Source organism: Mesorhizobium sp. Primo-A, assembly GCF_003997175.1.
In the GTDB taxonomy this organism is placed as follows: Bacteria; Pseudomonadota; Alphaproteobacteria; order Rhizobiales; family Rhizobiaceae; genus Mesorhizobium; species Mesorhizobium ciceri.
In genome coordinates, this window is the sequence record NZ_RZTG01000017.1 from 63,869 (window position 1) to 79,434 (window position 15,566).

Annotated in this window: 14 protein-coding genes and 2 pseudogenes; 3 read left to right on the forward strand and 13 right to left on the reverse strand. The window is 59.6% G+C overall.

Annotated elements, in window-relative coordinates:
• From cyoA to EOC83_RS27675, 8 genes and pseudogenes are all read right to left on the reverse strand, one after another.
• Positions 1-972, reverse strand: a complete 972-nt coding sequence (cyoA, locus tag EOC83_RS27635) for a ubiquinol oxidase subunit II (RefSeq protein ID WP_244507018.1) — start codon at positions 970-972, stop codon at positions 1-3.
• Between the two features lie 569 nt (positions 973-1,541).
• Positions 1,542-2,411, reverse strand: coding sequence for an MBL fold metallo-hydrolase (locus EOC83_RS27645; RefSeq protein WP_027162022.1), 870 nt, complete (start codon positions 2,409-2,411; stop codon positions 1,542-1,544).
• Between the two features lie 534 nt (positions 2,412-2,945).
• The gene (locus EOC83_RS27650) at positions 2,946-4,577 is read right to left on the reverse strand and encodes an ABC transporter ATP-binding protein (RefSeq protein ID WP_063170616.1); all 1,632 of its coding nucleotides are present in this window, start codon (positions 4,575-4,577) and stop codon (positions 2,946-2,948) included.
• A complete protein-coding gene (locus EOC83_RS27655) occupies positions 4,567-5,340 on the reverse strand; it encodes an ABC transporter permease (protein ID WP_318014155.1) in 774 nt (257 codons plus the stop codon). The genes EOC83_RS27650 and EOC83_RS27655 overlap by 11 nt, the downstream gene beginning before the upstream one ends.
• A gap of 107 nt (positions 5,341-5,447) precedes the next feature.
• Positions 5,448-6,494, reverse strand: coding sequence for an ABC transporter permease (locus tag EOC83_RS27660; protein WP_063170615.1), 1,047 nt, complete (start codon positions 6,492-6,494; stop codon positions 5,448-5,450).
• An 85-nt stretch (positions 6,495-6,579) separates the two neighbouring features.
• The gene (locus tag EOC83_RS27665) at positions 6,580-8,187 is read right to left on the reverse strand and encodes an ABC transporter substrate-binding protein (RefSeq protein ID WP_063170614.1); all 1,608 of its coding nucleotides are present in this window, start codon (positions 8,185-8,187) and stop codon (positions 6,580-6,582) included.
• A 120-nt stretch (positions 8,188-8,307) separates the two neighbouring features.
• Positions 8,308-8,661, reverse strand: coding sequence for a Rieske (2Fe-2S) protein (locus EOC83_RS27670; protein WP_023809364.1), 354 nt, complete (start codon positions 8,659-8,661; stop codon positions 8,308-8,310).
• An 11-nt stretch (positions 8,662-8,672) separates the two neighbouring features.
• Positions 8,673-9,754 (reverse strand): annotated as a pseudogene (locus tag EOC83_RS27675) (amidohydrolase family protein).
• 134 nt (positions 9,755-9,888) lie between these two features.
• Here EOC83_RS27675 and EOC83_RS27680 point away from each other — a divergent pair.
• The 3 genes and pseudogenes from EOC83_RS27680 to EOC83_RS33370 form a co-directional block, all read left to right on the forward strand.
• Positions 9,889-10,746 carry a LysR family transcriptional regulator gene (locus EOC83_RS27680; protein WP_027162028.1) on the forward strand — a complete coding sequence of 286 codons (858 nt, stop codon included), beginning with the start codon at positions 9,889-9,891 and terminating at the stop codon, positions 10,744-10,746.
• A 205-nt stretch (positions 10,747-10,951) separates the two neighbouring features.
• Positions 10,952-11,908 (forward strand): hybrid-cluster NAD(P)-dependent oxidoreductase, encoded by a 957-nt coding sequence (locus EOC83_RS27685; RefSeq protein WP_158515817.1) that lies wholly within the window; start codon positions 10,952-10,954, stop codon positions 11,906-11,908.
• A gap of 223 nt (positions 11,909-12,131) precedes the next feature.
• Positions 12,132-12,308, forward strand: a pseudogene (locus tag EOC83_RS33370) (peroxidase); the annotation flags it as partial.
• Between the two features lie 322 nt (positions 12,309-12,630).
• Here the strand turns inward: EOC83_RS33370 and EOC83_RS27695 are convergent.
• The 5 genes from EOC83_RS27695 to EOC83_RS27715 form a co-directional block, all read right to left on the reverse strand.
• Entirely contained in the window at positions 12,631-13,092 is a 462-nt protein-coding gene (locus EOC83_RS27695) for a DoxX family protein (RefSeq protein ID WP_338039906.1), read from the reverse strand.
• Positions 13,093-13,189: 97 nt separating this feature from the next.
• Positions 13,190-13,669 carry a tetratricopeptide repeat protein gene (locus EOC83_RS27700; protein ID WP_063170611.1) on the reverse strand — a complete coding sequence of 160 codons (480 nt, stop codon included), beginning with the start codon at positions 13,667-13,669 and terminating at the stop codon, positions 13,190-13,192.
• Between the two features lie 28 nt (positions 13,670-13,697).
• Positions 13,698-14,669, reverse strand: a complete 972-nt coding sequence (locus EOC83_RS27705; RefSeq protein WP_027162032.1) for an MBL fold metallo-hydrolase — start codon at positions 14,667-14,669, stop codon at positions 13,698-13,700.
• Positions 14,670-14,763: 94 nt separating this feature from the next.
• Positions 14,764-14,991, reverse strand: a complete 228-nt coding sequence (locus EOC83_RS27710; RefSeq protein ID WP_063170610.1) for a DUF680 domain-containing protein — start codon at positions 14,989-14,991, stop codon at positions 14,764-14,766.
• Between the two features lie 59 nt (positions 14,992-15,050).
• Entirely contained in the window at positions 15,051-15,296 is a 246-nt protein-coding gene (locus EOC83_RS27715) for a DUF680 domain-containing protein (RefSeq protein ID WP_063170609.1), read from the reverse strand.
• Positions 15,297-15,566: the final 270 nt, after the last annotated feature.

Sequence of the window (15,566 nt, forward strand, 5' to 3'; positions counted from 1 at the left end):
TCATTCCGCCCCTTCTGCCTGTGGATGATGCCCCGTCGGCGGCGCCGCCGCGGGCAATGCCTTTGGGCTCACCTGTGGCTCGCCGCCGGCGGCACTTTCGGCCGGCCCCGGACCCGGGGGCAATATCTGCTGAGCGACGGCATCGAACAGCCCGGGCTGAACATGGCCGAACGTGGACGGCGGCACGTTGGTGCTTTGCCGGGCGAGCTCGCGATAGGCATTCGCGTTGAGCACGCCGCCGCCGCCACGCAGCGACGACGTCCAGCGGGTGAAGGCATCGGCTGAAACCGCGCTCACGCTGAAGTTCATGTCCGAGAAGCCGTCGCCGCTGAAGTGCGCCGACTGGCCGAAAAAGCTGCCCTCATAGTCGGCCTGCAGATGCAACTCGGTCTGCATGCCGTTCATGACGTAGACCATGCTGCCAAGCTGGGGCACGAAGAACGTGTTCATCACGCTGGCCGAGGTCAGCTTGAAATGAACTGGAACGCCGGCGGGGATAACCAATTGATTGACAGCGCCCACGCCCTGCTCGGGATAGAGGAACAGCCATTTCCAGTCGAGCGCCACCACCTGGATGTCGAGCGGCGGCTGCGCGGAAGGGATCGGTTTGCGCGGATCGAGCTGGTACGATCCATAATAGATCAGCCCGCCAAGGAAAAGGATGGTGAGCGTCGGGATCGACCAGACGATCAACTCGATGCGCCCCGAATAGGTGAACTCCGGGTCATAGCGCGCGTCGCTGTTCGAGGCGCGGAATTTCCATGCGAAGGCCAAGAGCGCAACAAGCGTCGGAACAACGATCACCAGCATCACCGCCAGTGAGTTCAAGAGGATCGTGCGGTTGCCCGAGCCAATGGGTCCTTGCGGGTCGAGCACACCCCCCGCGCAACCGGGCAAGAATGCGATTGCCGGGATCCAGAGCAGTTGCCGCCCCGGCTTGGGGCTGGATGGCAACAACACTTGCTCGGCCACCAATCCTGGAGAGGACGCGTTCTTGGGGCACGCGCTCTTGGCACTTCTCATCTGAAGCCTTCCTCTGAACCAACTTCAAGGCGCGTGGCCGGGGTGCCGCCCTCCGCCGGACGAAGGACCTAACTGGCGCTTCCCCGGTTTGTTCCTCCTCGCTGGCTCATGCACAAACTCCAATTCGGCGGCACGGCGATGGAGCACAGCTAAGTCGATCACCCCATCAAGCTGGTGGAGCCAGAACCGCTCCACGGTTTTGGCCCATGAGCGAATCGACGCCAGTCATGGCTAATGACGACCGGTGGGGCCCGAACTTCTTGCCGATCGCCGCGCCGGCGGAGAGGACACGTCCTTCGGGGTGCTCGTTTTCCATCTGACGTCTGCTCCTGACGCGGGATTTTTCGGGGCTGGCCGCAAGTCGCCCAAGCGTGCGCCGCCTAACTGGCGCCTCCCGGGATTGTTCCGCTTGTCAGTGTTTGGGCGACATGGGCGCGACCCGAGGGGGGAACTCTACCTGCTCGAGAGATGGAGTTGTCCAACGTGACCATATTCACAACGACGGCGGCTCGGTTACCTCAGCTATTTGCAGCCATCGCTGGCTCGCGTACGAATTTTGATTTCGGCGGGACGGCGAACACCGTGAAGCGCTCAGCCAGACTGTCAAGAGCTTTACGCATGCCCACTCCAGCGGCAGCCGCACCGTGTCCAGTGATGACCATCTGAGGGTTCAGGGCAGCCAGACGCTTCACAGATCTTTCCGCCGCATCCCAGTCCGGCGTGAAGTAGCGCGGCGGACCGTGCATCTCGAGATCCTGGACGGCGACCTCATAGACCGACTCCTGACCGGTGGTGATGAAAGCGTCCCCTACGATCAGCGAGCGGTCTTCCTCGCGCCAGAGCGAAATGTGACCAGGGGCGTGCCCGGGTGTGTGCAGCCATTGCCATCCGGGCATTCCGGGGACCGATCCGTCGGCGGGCAAGAGTTCCAATCGGTTGCCAAGATCGATCGGCCCGCGTGGAAAGAGCGGCGAAAGCAGCGCCATCAGTCCGCCCCCGACCCAGGGATCCGGTGCCGGATAACATTCAGTTCCGTCCAAATAGGGCCGCTCGAGTCGATGCGCGAAGACGGGCACCTCCCACCTATTCGCGAGGTCCAGAACCGTTCCCACATGGTCAAAATGGCCGTGTGTCAGGATAACCGCGGCAGGCCGTGCGTTGGTGCCAAACCGCTTTTCCGCGACCGCAAGAATACTGCTTCTCGACGTCGGCAACCCCGTATCTATTAGCACCCAGTTCCGATCTCCGCTGCGCGGTGCGCCGAAGAACACGACATTGACGATTGCCAGCCGCAAATAACCCAGGTCCGGTGCGATGCTCCAGGCACCGTCGCCATGATCTTCGCGCCTGGCGTGGTCGATCTCGGAAAGTCGAATCTGAACGGTCATGATCCCGTGCCTCGGTTGTTGCTGCGCAGCCGCTCGAGTTCATCGGCGGCGGTGGTACATGCCCCGAACTTGGGCACGGCCCCCTTGTTCCTTCCTTGATCCTCGTTCGCCACCCGGATTGCAGACAGTGCGACTAACCCGACGTTATTTATTAACTGGTTACGAGGCGGTTCGCCCAAATTGAGTCAAGAAGCTAGGCCACCCATTCGCTGGCTGCATTTATCTTACACCCCTTGGCAGCTTTGCTGCCCAATCTTGGTCATTGAGAGATTAGCAGCCGCTTCCAAAAAGCAGACATCACAGGGACTGCGTCGTAGCTCCGATGTGCCTCAGAGCGCTTCTTTTAAGCAAACAGAAGCTGCCGTTCGTGAGCTAATACCGAGATCTCCTGGGTCGCCAGCTTTCTTAGCGACGAAACGGTGAAATGGTTGGCTCCGTTTGTCGGGCTGGCCAGCCCGATTGAAGCGGAGCACGATCATGCCCTTCAAAGCACGTGGAAGGATGCCAGGGGCCTAGGTGGACGGGGTCCCCCTGTCAGACCTTCCGGCTGGCCAGCAGCCTTGTAAGCCAGTCCGGATCCATTTCCGGTACGGACGACAAAAGCCGTTCGGTGTAAGCGGCATGGGGAGGTGTGAGAACTTGGCTCTTCAGTCCCTGTTCAACGACTTTGCCCTGGTGCATGACAACGATTTGGTCGGCTATCGCCCTTACGGTAGCAATGTCGTGGGTAATGAAGATGTAGCTCATTTCGAGTTCACGCTGCAGGCGCATGAGAAGCTTGAGGATTTCCTCTTGGACGATCTGGTCGAGCGCGGACGTGATCTCGTCACAGATGATAAGCTCTGGATCGGCTGCCAACGCCCGGGCAATGCAGACGCGTTGCTTTTGGCCGCCCGATAGCTCGCCAGGCAGGCGTTCCAGAAAATCCTCGCTCATCTCGACCATGTGCATAAGTTCGCAGATCCGGCGATCCTTCTGCGCGCCCTTTAGGCCGAGGTAGAATTCGAGCGGCCGAGCTATGATTTCTTCGACCGTCTGGCGCGGATTCAGGGCGTTGTCGGGCATTTGGTAAATCATCTGCATGCGGCGCAGGACCTCCTTCGGCCGCGTCTTCAGGCTCGTGGAAAGGGGCTGCCCGGCAAAAGAAATCGAACCTGAAATTGGCGGCAAGAGACCGGTGACGACTCGCGCGAGCGTCGATTTGCCCGAACCGGATTCGCCGACCACGGCCACGGTTCTTCCGCGCGGAACCTTGATGGAGACATCCTGGAGCACCTTGACCTTTCCTGCATAGGCCGCGGTAACGTTGTCTATCGTCAGCAGATAGTCATCGGCTGGAACTTCGGGCTTGGCGAGCTTGCGTACGGCCCAGAGCGTTTTGGTATATTCCTGGCTGGGCGAGGCCAGCATCTGGCGTGTATCAGCCTCCTCCACGGTGCGTCCGTGGCGCAGAACCATGATACGATCCGCCATTTGCGCCACCACCGCCAGGTCATGCGTCACGTAGATTGCAGCGGTGCTGAATTCCTCCACGATGTTGCGAATGGAAGCTAGAACTTCAACCTGCGTGGTCACGTCGAGCGCGGTTGTTGGCTCGTCGAATATTATGAGGTCCGGACGACAAGCCATTGCCATCGCTGTCATTGCCCGTTGCAACTGCCCGCCGGAGACCTGATGAGGATAGCGAAAGCCTATGGTCTCCGGTTCTGGGAGTTGAAGGCGTCGATAAAGATCGACGGCGCTCCGGTTCGCCTCTTCCCGGCCGGCAATTCCATGCGCCACCGCTGTTTCGACGGTTTGTTCCAAGAGCCGATGTGCCGGATTGAAAGAGGCAGCCGCGCTTTGTGCGACATAGGCAATGCGGGAGCCCCTGAGGCGACGGCGCCCTTTTTCATTGACTGCCAGAAGATCAATCCCGTCGAACAGGACCGAGCCTTGCATGATCCGGCAGCCCGGCTTGGCATAACCCATTGCGGCAAGGCCAATGGTGGACTTGCCGGCGCCTGATTCGCCGATCAGGCCAAGAACCTCGCCCCGCTTCAGCGTCAGATCGATCCCGCGGACAATCGGATGCCAGCGCTCGTCCGAGAACCCCTCCACATGCAGATTGCGGATTTGAAGTAGATCCGTGCCTTTTTCGCGTGAGCTTGGACCGCTACTTTTCATCCCGCAACCCGCTTGTTGCGTGCAGGAACCAGTCCACAACGAAATTCACGGACACGGTAAGGAGAGCAATCGCGCCGGCCGGAAGTAGCGGGGTGACGTCGCCGTAGGTGATCAGGGTCGCGTTCTCGCGCACCATTGATCCCCAATCGGCCGTCGGCGGCTGAATACCGACGCCGAGAAACGACAGCGCCGCGACTGTCAGGAACACGAAGCAGAATCGCAAGCCGAACTCGGCGACCAGTGGCGGCATGACATTGGGAAGGATTTCCTTGGCGATGATCCATTTTGGTCCCTCGCCGCGTAATCGTGCCACCTCGACATATTCCATCACCGCCACGTTAAGCCCGACGGCGCGAGAAAGCCGAAAGACCCGGGTGGAATCGAGAAGCGCAATGATGACAATCAGGCTCGTGATCGAAGAGCCGAAGATCGTCAGCAGCACCAGCGCGAAGATCAGACTCGGGATTGACATCAGCACGTCCACCGCACGTGACAAGATCTGGTCGAGCCACCCCCTGTACAATGCGGCAAGAAGGCCGAGCGAGACGCCGACCGCGAAGGACAGCAACGTGGTCGCGACCGCGATAGCGATGGTGTTGCGCGCACCGTAGATCAAGCGGGTGAGCATGTCGCGGCCGAGCTGATCGGTTCCCAGTTTGAACTCCTGGCTCCACGGCGCGAAGGCTTCGCTGAAAACCTGCGTCTCGCCATATGGGGCTATCCAGTGCGCGAAGACCGCAACAAAGACGTAGCCGAGGATCACGACGATGCCGAACCACGCGCTGAACGGTGCCTTCTTCAGCGCAGTTTTCGCCCGGGTGGCACGCGAGCGCCTCAGCCTCTGAAGCTCCGCGACAGATTCGGATCTGGTCATCGTGGGTGCAAGAGCCTGGGATTGGTGGCGATGGAAATAATGTCGGCTAGCAGGTTGAGAAGGATATAAGTCGCGGCGAAAATCAGGGCGCAGGCCTGGACAACCGGAACATCCCTGGATTTTACCGCGTCAACCATCAGCTGGCCGATGCCGGGGTAAACGAACACGACCTCGACCACGACCACTCCGACGATGAGATACGCCAGATTGAACGCGACCACAGTGACGATCGGAGCCCAGGCATTGGGCAGGGCATGCCTCAGCACGATCACCATCGGGGACATTCCCTTGAGGCGCGCCATATCGATGTAGGGGCTTGACAGCATGTTGATGATGGCCGCTCGGGTCATGCGCATCATGTGGGCCACGATTACAAGCGCAAGGGTGATTGCCGGCAGGGCGACTTTCCAGAGATGCTCCCAAAATGGCGTCTGATCGTTCACATTCGACAATGTCGGAAATTTGGGAACCGCATTGAGCGCCCAGTTCAGCGAGACAGTGAGCCAATGAGGCAGCGTTTGAGCGAAATCGGATCCGATGAACGTGTCGCGCGAGATCACCAGGTAGGCGAGCATATAAGCGACGAAAAATTCCGGGAATGAAATGGTTGTCAGTGTCGCGACATTCACCAGCCGGTCGAACCAGCCGTTGCGGTACAGCGCAGCCAGAATGCCAAGCCCCAAGGCCAGGGGAACGGCTATCAGCGCCGTCACCGCTGCAAGGAACATCGTGTTGTAGAGGCGGGGGGCGATGATCTCGGCCACGGTACGCCGATATCCGGTGCGGCTCGCAAACGAAGAGCCGAAATCGCCATGGAGCATCTGGGCGATCCAAGCGAAGTAGCGCTCGACAGGCGGACGATCGATGCCGATCTCCCGCTGAAACGCGGCGACCGTTTCGGGCGTCGCCGACTGCCCGAGCGTGGCCTTGGCGAAGTCGCCTGGGAGCATCGCGATCGCAGAGAAGATGATGATGGACACGATAAACAAAGTGACCAGACCGAGGCCAAGGCGCTGCAGGACCGTTCTTGCGACGGGGTTCATGTGCGTGGCGTTTCCTGGGCGGCAACCCTGCACTCGGAGCCAGCTGACCGGAGCCTCAAAACCATCGCGGCTCCGGCCCGCCATCTCATGCCGTGGCGATCCACCAGCGTTCGGCCATTTTCAGTCCATCGTTCTCCCAGTTGGGCGCCACATCACCGTGTGCGAGCTTTTTGGATTGGGCGCTGACGAAATTGTTGAAGACCAGCACGATGCTGCCGCCGTCATCGTGGGTTAGTTGCTGCATCTCGGCATACATCGCCGCTCGTTTGGCTTCGTCCGTCTCGGCGCGTGCCTGGACAAGCAATTCGTTGAAGTGGGGATTTTTCCAGAACGTTTCGTTCCAGCTGGAGTCCGCGGCAAAGGCTTGCGTGAACATCCAGTCGGCGGTTGCCCGACCGCTCCAATAGGAAGCGCACCAGGGTTTCTTCAGCCAGACATTGTCCCAATAAGCGTCCTCGGCCTCACGCACGACATTGACGTCGATGCCGCATTGGGCTGCCGTTTCGCGAATGAGCGAAGCCGCATCCACCGCCCCCGCAAAGGCGGCATCGGCCACCGAGAGGTCCACCTTCAGGTTCTCCATTCCGGCCTTTTTCAGGTAGTGCTTGGCTTTTTCCGGATCGAAGCTGTGTTGCGGTTGCGGATCCTTGGCGAATTTGATGGCCGGCGCGATCGGGTTGTCGTTGGCCACAGTGGCGTGGCCAAGAAAGATCTTGTCGACGATTTCTTGGCGATTGATCGCCCATTTCAATGCCATTCGCACGTCCGGATTATCAAACGGCGCCATCGTGACATTCATCGGCAAGGTATAGTGCCCGTAGCCAGTGACCTCGACGATTTCCACCTTGGGATTGCGTTTCAACATGCCGAGGGTCTTGAGGTCGGCGCGGCCGATATAGTCCACCTCCCCCGTGGATAGCGCCGCCATGCGAGCGGCGAGATCTGTGATGGCGATGAACTCCACCTCGTCGAGATAGGGCTTGCCATTCTTGAAGTAGTTTGGATTGCGCTTGAGCTTGGCCGAAACGCCGGGCTGGAAATTCTCGAGGACGAAAGCACCGGTGCGAACGCCTGAAGCCCAATCCGCCTTGCCGTCCTTGGCCGGCATGATGACCAGATGGTAGTCACTCATGATGTAAGGGAAATCGGCGTTGCCGCTCTTGAGCGTGAAGACCACCGTTTCCGGGCCGTCCGACTTGACATCGGCGACGGAGTCCAACAGCGACTTCGCCGCCGATTTGGTGTCCTTGCCCATGTGATATTGCAAGGAGGTCACGACGTCATCCGCCTTCACGGTCTTGCCGTTGTGAAAGGTTGCGCCTTTGCGCAGCTTGAAAGCCCAGGTTTTGGCTCCATCCGAAGTTTCAAAGCTCTCGGCGAGGTCCGGTTGGACATTGCCTTTGGCGTCGACCTCAGTGAGGCTGTTGGACAGCGAGCCCGAAAATGCGGTTTGTGTGAACGTGTCGGGGTAGCCGGCCGGATCGATCGAATCCGTCGTCGCGCCATGAGCCATGCCGAGCTTGGCGAAGCCGCCCTGCATCGGTTCGGCCCGCGCCGTGCTCACGAACAGCCGGTCGGCGGCGGCAACGGTCAGGCCCGCGGCCAGCCCAAGATGAATGAAGTCGCGGCGGGAAACCTTGCCGCCTCCGACCAGGCTTTGCGCGATACCAAGCTTGTATTCAGATTCTGACATTTGACTCTCCCATTGCGGAGTTCCCCGCGTTATTTCTCGTCAAGCACCGGCGAACAAATCTGCTTATTGGCTCCGCCACCTTTCCTTCGAATTTTTCCAATCCCAATCGGCTTGCGCCAATCAGGCCGTCACGTAGATGCCGCCGGCTTCGACGGTGACTGGAAATGTGCGCGCGCGAACGGAGGGATCGACCAAGGCCGCGCCTGACTTGATGTCGAACTCCCACCCGTGCCAGGCGCATCGAACGATCTCGTTTTCGCGATGATAGATGAATTGCGCCTGTTCAACGGGCGCGGTTGTGCCGCATTGCGGCCCCTCGCAAAGCGGAGCGCCGCGGTGCGGACAGACATTCAGCAGCGCGTGGAATGAATCTCCGATGCGGAAAATCCCGACCGAAAGGCTGCGGATCTTGGCGATGAACGGAGACCCTGTTTCGATCTCGTCGACGCGGCAGATATATGTCTTCTCGGGCATCGTATGCTTCCTCAGGCGGCATTCGCGGCTTGCGCGCGGGGGATGCGTTTGTAGACTTCCAGCGCGTTCAGTCCCATGATCTTGCTCTTCCATGCAGGAGGGATTTGCAGCGTGTTGGCATCGTCGTAATCCCAGTGCGGATAGTCTGATGCAAACATCAGCGTGTTTTCGCCGTCCATCGCTTCGAGCGTGGACCAGAGATGTTGGATGTTTGCAGGCTGCTCCAGCGGCTGCGTGGAAAAGCGGATGTTGCGCCGGCAATATTCAGACGGCAGCATCTTCAGCCATGGCGTCTCCTTGCGCAGCGCTTTGTAGTCGGCGTCCAGGCGCCAAAGGACCGACGGAACCCAGGCGACGCCGCACTCGATGATCACGAAGTAGAGGTCCGGCCATTTCTCGAAGACGCCATGGGCGATCATGCTTGCCACGTGCGACATCGCCGACATGTGCAGAATGGCATGCGTTTCCCAGAAGAATGTCGTCGGAGCAGGAGCAATGGCAGTTGAATTCACGCCGCCATGCCCGCCCAGATGAATGGCGAATGGCAACCCCACTTCCGCGCAGGCTTCGTAGATCGGATGGTAAAACGGGTCGCCATACGGCTTGACGGACCCCTGGGAGGCGAGAACCTGGACCATGCGCGGATGGCTGCCAAGACGGCGTATCTCGGCGGCAGCGAGCTTCGGATCCTGTGGCGCGATGATGATCGAGCCCATGAACCGATCGTCTTTCGGCAACCACTGATCGATCTGATAATCGTTGTAAGCGCTGACCAGAGCGCTGGCATAGTAAGGGTTAGCCAGGGTCGACGCCTCGATAGGCTCATCGCCGGCAGGATCGCCACGTCGACTTTGTATTTGTCGAGGTGCTTCTCTTTCATGATGAAATAGTTGTCGGCTTCCGTTTTCGGACGGATGTCCTTGCGGGAAAAGTCCTGCGGGTGGAACCAGGGCCGATGACCATGCGGAAAGGCCCCAACGGGCCCTGTTTTCTCGCCCTCGATGAACATGTCTTTCCACAAGCCGGAGAGATAGGGCTCCAACACAGTAGCGCTTGACCAGTAATTATGACAGTCGCAGTCGACTATGAACACTTCTTCCGCTCCGTATCCGTATCTCGTCCCGGCGGCGCTGCCGGCCGCTGATGTGCTACAGCTTCCGCCTTGAGTATTGTTTGATCAAGCTTATGATACGTGGAATATGATCGAGTTTTTCGATTGGAGATTTCATGCAACTTGATCACATCGAGACCTTTCTGGACATCATCGAATCGAGAAACTTCAATCGCACCGCGGATCGGCTAGGATTGACCCAGTCGACGATCAGCACCCGCATCAAGAACCTCGAGAGCGCAATCGGGTCCGAACTGTTCCAGCGCGGACGCGCTGGGGCGGAACCGACCGCCGCAGGACGCCGGTTCGAAGCTTACGCAAGATCCCTGCTGTCCACATGGTCGCAGGCTCGCCACGATGTCCGGGCGTTCAATCGTTTCGAAGGCACCTTGCGCGTCGCCGCGCAGGTCGGGATGACCCGCTCGGTTTTGCCGGGTTGGGTGGAGACGCTGTGTCAGGCTCTTCCCAAATCGTCGATCCATGTCGAGTCGGATTATTCGAACCAGATGGTCAGCGACCTAAGCATGGGAAATCTCGACATCGCTGTGCTTTACGCCCCACGATACCTACCCGAAATCTCCTATGAACATTTGATGGTTGAGGAATATGTGATGGTTTCCACGGTAGCCAGAACCCTCTCCGAGGTCGATCCTGAAACCTATATTCGTCCTGGCTATACGGTCCTGCTGGAGAAGGCCCATGCCGAATTGCTTGGCGAGTTGGCGATCTGTCGCCTTTCCATGGGATCAGAAACCTTGGCGGAGATGATGCTACGGCGCGCGGGCGGGACCTGCTATATGCGAAGTGACGATGCGCGCAGGTTCGCCCTCGAACGCCCATCGTTCATCGTCGAAGGTGCTCCGACCCTGCATCAGCCGGTACACACGGCCATCCTGGCGCGCCGCAAGCACGAACCGATCATCCGCAAGGGAATCCGCGCCCTTCACGTTGCCGTGATGTCATTGGATATGTAATCGAAATAATCGATCATAACGCGGGAGGGAGGCTCCTGTTATGGCGGGCCTGGAAATGGCATCTTGGCTCTACTTTAAACCGAGATGAATGATGAACGCACACGTTGGGACCCCCGGCCTCCTCCCGATGATGCGTCATCGGCAATGGGCACAAACCACATCGCAGCTCGTACTCTGCCGTCGTGTAATCGAGGAGACGCCCGATGTGAAAACTTTCGTTTTCACATCCCCGACGGATCGGATGTTCTGCTTCAGCGCGGGCCAGTATGTGCTCGTGCACCTCAAGATCGAGGGTGCCGCGGTGACGCGCTCCTACTCTGTTTCCTCACCACCGACGCGACCGCTCGACCTGCAGATCACGGTGAAGCGAACACCGGGCGGCCTGGTTTCGAATTGGCTCCACGACAATTTGGGGGCGGGCGACGAGGTCGAAATCGAAGGGCCGCTCGGCTCATTCAATCTCGATGACCTGCCATATGAAACGCCGCTCTTCCTTTCGGGCGGCAGCGGGATAACGCCCGTGATGTCGATGTTGCGTGCGCTTACCGACCGCGCAACCGACCAGGATATCTCCTTCATTCATAGTGCCAGAACGCCAGGTGATATAATCTTTCGACGGGAATTGGACGCACTTGCCTCTCGCTTCCCCAACGTGCGGGTAACGTGCGTTTGCAGCCAGGAAGATCGCACCTGGAGGGGGCCAACTGGCCGAATAGACAGTCAGATGCTGCTGACCCTCGTTCCCAATCTCCACAGGCGCACCGTTTTTGCCTGTGGACCCGAAGGGTACATGAAGACGGCACGGGCCTGCCTTCACGCAATAGGCTTCCCGCCGGCGCAGTATCACGAGGAGAGTTTCGGAGGCAGCAATGGTTCGCGGTCGGAATTGGCTTCAGCGATTTCGTCTTCGGTCCGTTTCGCCCGCTCGGGCGTGGAGCATCACTGCGCGCCCGGAGAGACCCTGCTTGAAGCGGCACGGAACTGTGGCATCTACATCCCAACCGCCTGCCAGCAGGGCGTTTGCGGAACGTGCCGAATAGCCAAACTATCCGGCGAAGTTGCCATGGACGATCTAGGCGGGCTGAATGCTGAAGATAAATCGGCCGGCTATGTCCTGGCATGTTGCAGCCGCCCGCAAGGAACGGTTTTGCTCGACGTTTAACTCGGCGTTGTTGACCTTTGAAAAGGCCGCCTTGCGCGCGCTTGGCCTCGAGGGTCTGGTCTCAAAATGTTGCCGCCGCCGTCGAAATGGGAGCAGAGCCGCCCCCCTTCCTCCTGGTTTTCGGGTTTACCACCCGCGCACCCGTGGCACCGTTCGACTTATTCCAACCCTTACTGAGCTACAGACGCGAATGTCAGCTTTAGGGCTCGAAACGTGGCAGCGCATTGGCCGGCCGCCAGGCAACTACGATCGGTTGCTGGACTTCAGCCGCGCGGTCACCGGCACATTGTTCTTCGTGCCGGCGACGACATTTCTGGAGAACGTTGCGACCCGGGAAGCAGTCACCTCGACCGCTGGTCCGGCCCTGTCGGACGGATCTATTCGGAGTCATCGTAAGTAGGTCCGCCAGACCATACAGTACGAGGAAACGGCTTGGCGACCCGTACAGAGAACGCTGACCCTCAGCGACTAGCACATCTTATCTGTCAACTGGTTACGAGGCGGTTCGCCCAAATTCAAGAAGCTAGGCCAGCCATTCGCTGACCGCATTTATCTTACACCCATTGGCAGCTTTGCGCCTCAAATCGGCCGATAGGGCGGCCCTATCCGTGCCGTTAAGCGGACGTCGATGAACGGCACGCCAAGAACGGCTTGCGCCATCTGGTCACCCGAGGCGTTTGTGGCGTGCCGAGTTGATATGAGACCCAGCGTCTTGGTCGAAATTAGAACGGGAGCTTGATATCGCCCACCGACAAAGGGCTACCGGCCGCTATGAGCGCGGCAACCGTCTCTCTGTCCTGTTGCCGGCGCCTCATGAGTCCGTTCAGCACCCTGTCGAGAGATATCGCGCCGGCTCCGGCGATGGCGAGGACGAACATGCCGCCCGCTATGGCGAGATCCTTTTCCAAATGCAGCAATTCGTTCTGGCTGGCGAAATTGGTGTGGAACAGGGCTGCTGTTGCCAAACAGAACAGTCCGAGCGCGACCGCGCCCAGACGCGTCAGCAGGCCCAGGCCGATCGAAAGACCGGCTCCCAGCTGCAGCGCTATGGTGGCCATCAGAAGCGGCAGGCTGACGCCGAGGGCGGCCATGGCTTTTGCGGCACCGTCGAAATGGATCGCCAGCTCAACGCCTTCATGCACGAAGAGCAATGAGAGCAGCAGGCGACCCGTCAGCAGGGTCAAGTCGGTGAGATGTAGTTTCAAGGCGATTTGTGTCGTTGTCACGATTGGCTCCAGATAGGAAAGAGGGCAGGCGCCGCACGACGGCGCCCGCCTGGCTTCATTGGGTCACTTTGGTGTCGATGGCCTTCTGCAGGTCTGCGCGTTCCTCGCAGCCTGCCGGGCAGAGCTGGGTCAGCGATGCCAGCTGCTCCCTAGCTTTGGCCATGTCGCCGGTCTCGACATAGAGTTCGCCGAGATATTCGCGCGCCGCCTTGTGGTCCGGCTTCAGTTCGAGCGCCTTGGTGTAGTAGGTCAGTGCCGTCGTGTAATCGCCGGTCTTGCGCAGCGTGAAGCCGAGCAGATTGTAGACGTCGGCCTGCTGCGTGTCCTGCGCCAGGTCACGAAGATCGGCCAATGCACCCTTATAGTCCTTGGCATCGATCTTGGCTTTTACTGCGGTGAGGTCGGGCGCGTCGTCGCCTTCAATGTTGTCCACGGCATAGGCCGGCCCGGTGACGGCGACCGGAACGGCAGTCAGCACGGCAACGGCGCCGAGCAGCCCGAACAGGTTGTGCCTGTTGAAGAGGGAAGGTTCCATTGTCTTTCTCGCTTTGGGATTGCCGCGCTTAAATTTGCACGGGGGTGAAGCCGTAGGCGTTGCCGTCCTTGACGAAGGTGCCGGTGCCCGGGAACGGGAAGTGCGAACCGGAGATGCGGATGTTGTCGGCAATCACGCGATCGATCAGTTTGTGGCGCGTGGTAATGGCCGTCGGCCCATCCTGGTCGTAGGTGCCTTGCCAGTCCGGATGCGGCGCCAGTAGTGCCGGCACATACATTGTGTCTGCCGAAATCATGATCTGCTCCTTGCCGGAGTTTGCGAGGTAGACCGAATGGCCTGGCGTATGACCGGGCGCGGCGATGATCTGCATGCCAGGCGCCACTTCGGCGCCGTCCTCGACCAGCTTCCAGTTCTTCCATTTCGGGAAGTTTTCGGCGATGCGCTTGCCCGCCGGCTTGCGCCCTTCGGGCAGCTTTGCCAGTCGGCCGGGGTCGGTCCACCACTTGTATTCCGTGGCGTTGACGATGAGCTCGGCATTGGGGAACACAGGCGCGCTGGTCCCCTTTTCCATCAGGCCCCAGACGTGGTCGGGATGGAAATGCGAGATCATGATGGTGTCGATAGTCTTGTAGTCGATGCCAGCGGCGGCCATGTTGGCCGGCAGATGGGTGGCATTGGTTTGCCATTGGCCGACGCCCGAACCGGCATCCATCATAATCACCTTGCCGTTCATCTTGAGGACGACGACGGTGAGCGGGATAGGCATGAAGTCTGTCGTCAGGCCGGCCTTGGCAAGGGCTGCCTTGGTGTCCTCGACGGAGACATCCTTGATGAAAGCTGGGTCGTGCGGCTTGCGCCAGATGCCGTCATAGATGGCGGTGATCTCGATATCGCCGACCATGTATTTGTAGAAGCCAACGGCCGGCTCGACTGCTGTTTCGGCGAAGGCAGGACGGGTGAATTCCAACCTGCCGGCGAGGCCGAATGCGGCAGCGGCAGTTGCGGACCCAAGCAACGTGCGACGTGTCATGTTAAACATGATGATCTCCTGTGTTAAGAGGTGGGGGTGGCGGAAAGCCAAGCGTGGCCCTCCGTCCTGATTGCCGAACCTATCGGTCCTGACCGGATGAAACTCAGTTGCCCCAGATGCCTTGGCCGTACTGCGCCGGCACGCTGGCATCGGCACCACCATGGATCTTCTTGACCTCTCGGATCGAGCTGGTGTGCGAGGTGTCGATTTTTGAAGCCGAATGGCTGGCGACCGGCTGGCGGGAAGTGTTCGAGCCGTAGTGGTCGCTGCCGGCGAAGGCCGTGCCACTGGCAACGAGGATGGCGGCAGCGGTAAGGACGATCTTTTTCATTGAAACAGTTCCTGATCTTGAGGATTGAGAGAAGTTGTTGTTTGGAGGTCGAGGCGCGTTCAGCGGCCCCAGAGTCCGTCGTTGTTGTGCCGGTTGATGATGTCCTGAACCGACCCCTGGCTCGGCCCGGTCGTCACCTTGGAGTCGACGCTGTCCTGACGCGGCGTGGAGGGAATGGAAGCAGTAGCGTTGGTGTCGACGCTGGTGGCCGGCTGGTTGGAGTTGGTGGCGCCATGGTCGCTGCCGGCAAAGGCAGCGCTTGAGGCAAGCAGCATGGCAGCCACGCTGAGAGCGAGCTTGGTCATTTTGGTAGATCCTTGTTTCGTTTCTTGGTTGCGTGCCGGGAAATTGGCCCCGCTAACAACAAGACTCGCCAAGACATCCCTTTATTCCCGGGTGGCGCGAAATTCTTTTGGAGGTCCCAAAATCAGGGACGGCGGCTGTCGGGAACTGGGCCAGCCGACGCTGCACGCGCACGTCCGAGGTCGGCACCATGCTGGTGCCGTGGGTCTGTCTGACCGCGAAGTAGCCGAGCCAGCGGTGACGTCGCACTTGATATTGGCTGAAAAGGTTTG